This is a genomic window from Methylophaga sp. UBA1464 (assembly GCF_002325665.1).
Lineage (GTDB): Bacteria > Pseudomonadota > Gammaproteobacteria > Nitrosococcales > Methylophagaceae > Methylophaga.
Map to the genome: position 1 here is coordinate 30,611 of NZ_DCSO01000071.1, position 5,218 is coordinate 35,828.

Below are 5,218 nucleotides of genomic sequence, written 5' to 3' on the forward strand. Positions count from 1 at the left end.
CTGCCCGGCAATACTGCACATAATCGGCAGCATTCAATCTGTTTCTCGCAGCCAAAATCCAATATGGCGGGTTTTACGCTGCTTGAGTTGCTGGCCGTAATAGCGTTACTGGCTATTTTGGCAACTGGGGCTTTGGTTGCCTATGATGGCACAGATGAACAAGCCCGTATCGATGTCACAAAAATGGAAATGTCGGAGCTTCGTAATGCTTTGCTGCAATTTCGGCGTGATACCGGTGCTTTTCCCTGCGGTGTTTACCATGAGCCAAATGTTGATGGGGATGTTCGGGCCTATTCTTTAGACATAGATAATATGAATATGCCTGATATGCCGGCCCCATCGGCTACTTTGTCAGAGCAAGCCGAGTGGTGTGAAGTAAATGGTTTGGCCATGTTGACGGAATACCCGTTTGAATTTGAAGAGCCGATCCAACATAAACTCTGGAACCCGGATACGAAGCGCGGCTGGAATGGGAGCTACATTTCACGTGAGGGTTTAACGGATGCATGGGGAAATCGTTTTTTACTCATTAATCCCGAACTGGATTTTGCCCGGCCACCATCTATGTGTATTCCACCAGAACCCTCAGCCCAGTTTTATGAATGCCGTTCAATCAATGATCAGGAATATACAGCCAGTCCTGCCTCCTATTCAGAATTTGGTGATATTGCCCGAATAATAAGTATGGGTCCTAATAACGAGAATGATAGTCAAGCTGCATCAGATCCTTGCGTAGCTGAAGGTGATGATATCGTTCTCTGTTTGTTGCGTTAACAAAGGCTGATTAATGCAACTGCCCAATAAAAATTTCCTGTCTGCAAAATTACAGAATTTGACTAACAGTCATTTTCAATACGGTTTCACTCTACTGGAAATGGTGCTTGTACTGTTCCTGATTGGCTTACTGGCCTCAGCCGGATTGCTATTCACTGAAGGTGTCGAGGATCAGGCCAAATACGATGAAACCAAACGGCGGATGGAGTTGATTCGTAAGGCAATTATTGGTGATGCCACACGCACGATTAATGGTGCACCTGAAGTGAGCGGTTTTGCTGCTGATATGGGGCGATTACCTGAATGTATCAGAGAGTTAATTGTTTCAGAAAAATGCGATGGTACGTCACAAGATCCGTGGGCAATTGATCCTGATACAGGATTTGGTTACGGCTGGCGTGGTCCATACATACAGACAATTGCCGATCGAAAAGGTGAGTTTCGATTTCGGGATGGATATAACAATGATGACGACACAGAAAATTTTGGTTGGCATTTCACCGTTGCAGCTTCAAGTGTACAACTTCAGAGTGAAGGTTTTGATATTGTTTCTGAGTTAGACAATTTTCCTCAGCCAATAAGCTCAGTAATTCCCTCACTTATTGTTAAAAATGATTGGCTGGTGACGTTACCAAATGCAATTAACGTAAATATCAAAAACCAGAGTACGAATTCACTGCCGGTTACAGCGCTTACTGAAAAATTGTTATTAAGAATCTACCACTCTGACTTATCTGACTTCGATGACGCAAATAATGGTAGCGGTTTACCTGTCACACTTGCACAAAGTAGCGTACCGGCTACCGGGATAAAAACCAAAACTTTTGAGTTAGATGATTCAAAAGAAATTCCATTGGGAAATAGAGCATACGCATTAATTTGTTTCGAAGCCGACCCTGTCGATCCAAACGATTTCGTCATCTTTGATGGTGATTGCGACAGTGCTAGTAATAGCAAACCCAATAGCTCAAATATCAGAACATTTAGTGTTGTGCCGCGAAACAGCCTGAACCTGCAACTTGACTGGATCATCCCAACGCCATGAATCTGAATACGCTTTCTGCATTGAAAAATATTTCATTTGGTAAACCCAGCCAGATTCTGGTGTGCGAGAGTGATGGCCTGAGCCTGAGGGCAGCGGTCATCAGTCGCGAAGGGAGTCGATTGGTCACACATCAGCATGCGTTATCCAACCTGCTGGATCCGGGACTTGCACTAACCGAAGTAATAAATACCATCCGTGCCAATGGCTGGTCGGGAAATCAGGCCGTATTATTAACACCCGCGGCTATGTCGAGCCTGATTGAATTACCGATTAACCCCAAAAAACCGAAACCGCTGGCACAGATGCAGGCGCTGATTCGTTGGGAGGCCGAGCCTTTGCTGATGCAACAGCAAAACCAGTGGAGCATCGGTTATCTGATGATCAAGCAGGGTTTGATGACAGCGGAACAGGTCAATCATATCCGCGGCATTCAACAGGCGAATAAACCAGCTGGGATGGGGATTGGTGCTCAACAGCGTACGAATTTTCAGCGATTTGGTGAGCTTGCTCTGGAACATGGCTATGTGGATAAGGAACGTTTGAATGGCTTTGTACAATGCCAGAGCTGGTTGCGTTCCGATGAAGAAGAGATTGAGTGCGGCTGGCAACCTCAAGACGCGGTGAAAGATGCGCCAGGTATTTATAACTGGCTAATCAGCTGTGTTTATAAATCAGTGATAAACCGTTGGGTGGATGCGTTTAAAACACATGGAATAAACCTGTTGCAAGTATTCCCGTTGACCGGGGCGTCAAATGGCTTATTGAAAGCAACCAATAATGAGCAATTATTAATCGAATCAGGCCCGGGAATTGTCACCACAACGGGGTTATCCAAAGGTCTGGTTAATCAGTTTCAGGTGCACCATTCCGCTTCTCTGGAGGCTTATGACGGGTGCCTTGAGGCCTACCATGCCGCCAATACCGATTCGATAGAAGAAGCCTGGCTGAGTTGTCATAGTGAAACCGATAATCAGCTTTATCAAAATTTGGGCGAAGTATTAACCAAACCGATCCATTTTCTGAGTGGGCTTGATGCTTCGACTGGGGTTACGCCCGGCATGCTCGGTGCTGCATCTCATGTTACAGGGATTTATACCGGTACGGCCTGTGTTCCTGTCCGGGTGGGTGGGGAAAAACCACCTCTTATTCAGCGTCAGGAAATACAGTTTGCCGGCGTAGCAGCAATACTTTTGTTAGTAATTATGGCATCAGAAGTGACCATGCATGTTCAGCAAACGCGATTGGTTGAACAAAAAACGGTGCTGGATGAACGTGCCAGAACACTGGATGAAGCGGTCAGACGCATAACCGCCATCAATGAACAAATTGAAGCGCGCAAGAACCTGCTTAAACAACAGCAGACCAGCCAGCAGCGAATGGAAGCCCGGATGGCTTTTTTCGGTGAAGAGCTGCCCGAACGTAACATGCTGCTGCAGGCGGTATTAGGCACTCTGCAAAATGCACTTAATGACCATATCGTTATCAATAGTATTGATGAAATGGGCAAGCGTCTGCCAATGATGGCAGCAAACCAGCCCGTTCAAAGTGATTTTATTGAACTGGATAATTTCAATATTGATGCCTGGTCACTCACAGAGAGCGCTGCACAGGAATTTATTCAGGCCCTTAAAGATTCAGCATCCACCTGGAACCTGATCGTCAGAGATGTGCAGATTCTTGAGCGTTCCGGCCCGCTGAATCTGGATGGCTATGCGGTGGCATTGAGCTTGGTCAAGGTGAAACCCAGACCGTTACAAATCTCTCAATCGGAGCAGAACCAATGACATTGAGAGAGCTGAACAAACGTGAGCGAATCCTGGCAATTGCTATTGCGGTGGTGATATTGCTGGTTAGCTATGGATTGATACGATATCAGCCAGCAAAAGCGAATATTGAATCACTTCAGAAGCAAGTCCTGGCAACACAGGTCCGTATCGGTAAGCTGGAAATCCCGGAAGAATCCGATGAGGTGATTGAAGATATTCTCGATCAACTTGATGAACAGGAAGCCGATGTTGCTGCATTGCAGGAAAGTGCCGCCGTGATTGAAAATCGTCTGGCCAGCCGCGACTCGCAACAATTACGCGTGATGATTTCATCACTGGCAATGGAATCCGGTATCCGTATTCGCACCAATGAATCCTTCCAGGCGTCACCTGTGACGCAGGTTGCTCAGGCCAGTCGCAACAGTAATCGAAAAACAGCCGAACAACCCGCTCAGGATGTTGTTTTGCCTGCAACAGCTGGTTGGATTGCCCGAATGTCGCCGGGGTCGATGTATGCAAGACCTTTGCAAAAACTTCAGCTGGAAGGCAGTTATGAATCTCTGAGACGTTTTTTACATGGTCTTGACGGTCTGCCATGGCAAGTCTCGGTACTGCGGATGAATATTACCAAGCTTCCTGTTTCGCCTTTACGCGGTATGCCTCAACCCTTATCTGTAGAAGTGATTCTGTCGTTATGAGTTGTAAACATCCAGGTTCGGTCAGCGATGCATCAGGACGTTTGTCATTGGTGAATGAGGCGGTATGGCGTTAACTGACGAACTGTTATTACAGGCAGGCGTGGCCACTGAGTTACTTGATGGGGAGACTGTCGAGCGATTAAAAGTGGAAGCCAGACGTCAGCGGGTGCCGGTGTTAAGCAAGGTGTTGGCACATTACCGTATACCTGTTTCAGCACTGCACCGTGCGGTGGCTGAATCAAGGAATATTCCGTTTATTGATCTGACGAAAGCTTCCATTGAACGGAAATTACTGAAAAAACTGCCCGGCAGCCTGATCAAACGTAAGCATTTTGTACCGGTACAGATGGACGGAAATCTGCTGTTGATCACTGCGGATCCGGATGATATGGCCGGGATTACCTCGGCAACACGTTTAATGGGCGCTGAGTTACCCATCGTGATGGCGGAACCGAAACGGTTACAACTGCTTGTCGACAATTATCTGGCGACCAGTGTCATGGCAGCCGTTGAAGAAAATGCAACAGCGTCTCAGGAAACGGATCTGGTGGGGTTGCTGGACACCATTCTGACAGAAGCCTATCTGACCAGGGCATCAGATGTTCATTTACTGACGGAAGAGGAAGGTCTGCGAATTCGCTTACGGATAGATGGCAGCCTGTCTGATTACCCTCTGGCTGCGGATCAAAGTGTGGCATCCGGTCTGGTGTCACGAATAAAGGTACTCGCTGGTCTGGACATCGCCGAACAGCGGCAACCTCAGGATGGCGGCTTTACCTACCACCTCGCGGCACCATTTGATCTGGATTTCAATATCCGGGTGGCAACTGCACCCACCCGTCTGGGTGAACGGATTACCATGCGTCTGCTTGGTCAGGAGTCCGGCGGTCTGACACTGACGGATTTAGGCATGCTGGAACAGGATCTGGCCCGCT

At 47.5% G+C, this 5,218-nt stretch carries 5 protein-coding genes and 1 pseudogene; all 6 read left to right on the forward strand.

Features of this window, described 5'->3' with window-relative positions; translation table 11 throughout:
- On the forward strand, positions 1-774 hold a 774-nt coding region (locus tag B3O33_RS08545; RefSeq protein WP_292363405.1), incomplete at its 5' end, for a prepilin-type N-terminal cleavage/methylation domain-containing protein.
- Positions 775-787: 13 nt separating this feature from the next.
- Positions 788-913 (forward strand): annotated as a pseudogene (locus B3O33_RS16020) (prepilin-type N-terminal cleavage/methylation domain-containing protein); the annotation flags it as partial.
- 6 nt (positions 914-919) lie between these two features.
- Positions 920-1,819: a hypothetical protein gene (locus B3O33_RS08550; RefSeq protein ID WP_292363407.1), complete on the forward strand. Its 900-nt coding sequence runs from the start codon at positions 920-922 to the stop codon at positions 1,817-1,819.
- Positions 1,816-3,603, forward strand: a complete 1,788-nt coding sequence (locus tag B3O33_RS08555) for a hypothetical protein (protein ID WP_292359974.1) — start codon at positions 1,816-1,818, stop codon at positions 3,601-3,603. The genes B3O33_RS08550 and B3O33_RS08555 overlap by 4 nt, the downstream gene beginning before the upstream one ends.
- Positions 3,600-4,283 carry a hypothetical protein gene (locus tag B3O33_RS08560; protein WP_292359972.1) on the forward strand — a complete coding sequence of 228 codons (684 nt, stop codon included), beginning with the start codon at positions 3,600-3,602 and terminating at the stop codon, positions 4,281-4,283. The genes B3O33_RS08555 and B3O33_RS08560 overlap by 4 nt, the downstream gene beginning before the upstream one ends.
- A gap of 64 nt (positions 4,284-4,347) precedes the next feature.
- The coding region (locus tag B3O33_RS08565) for a GspE/PulE family protein (protein ID WP_292363409.1) at positions 4,348-5,218 on the forward strand (871 nt) is incomplete at its 3' end.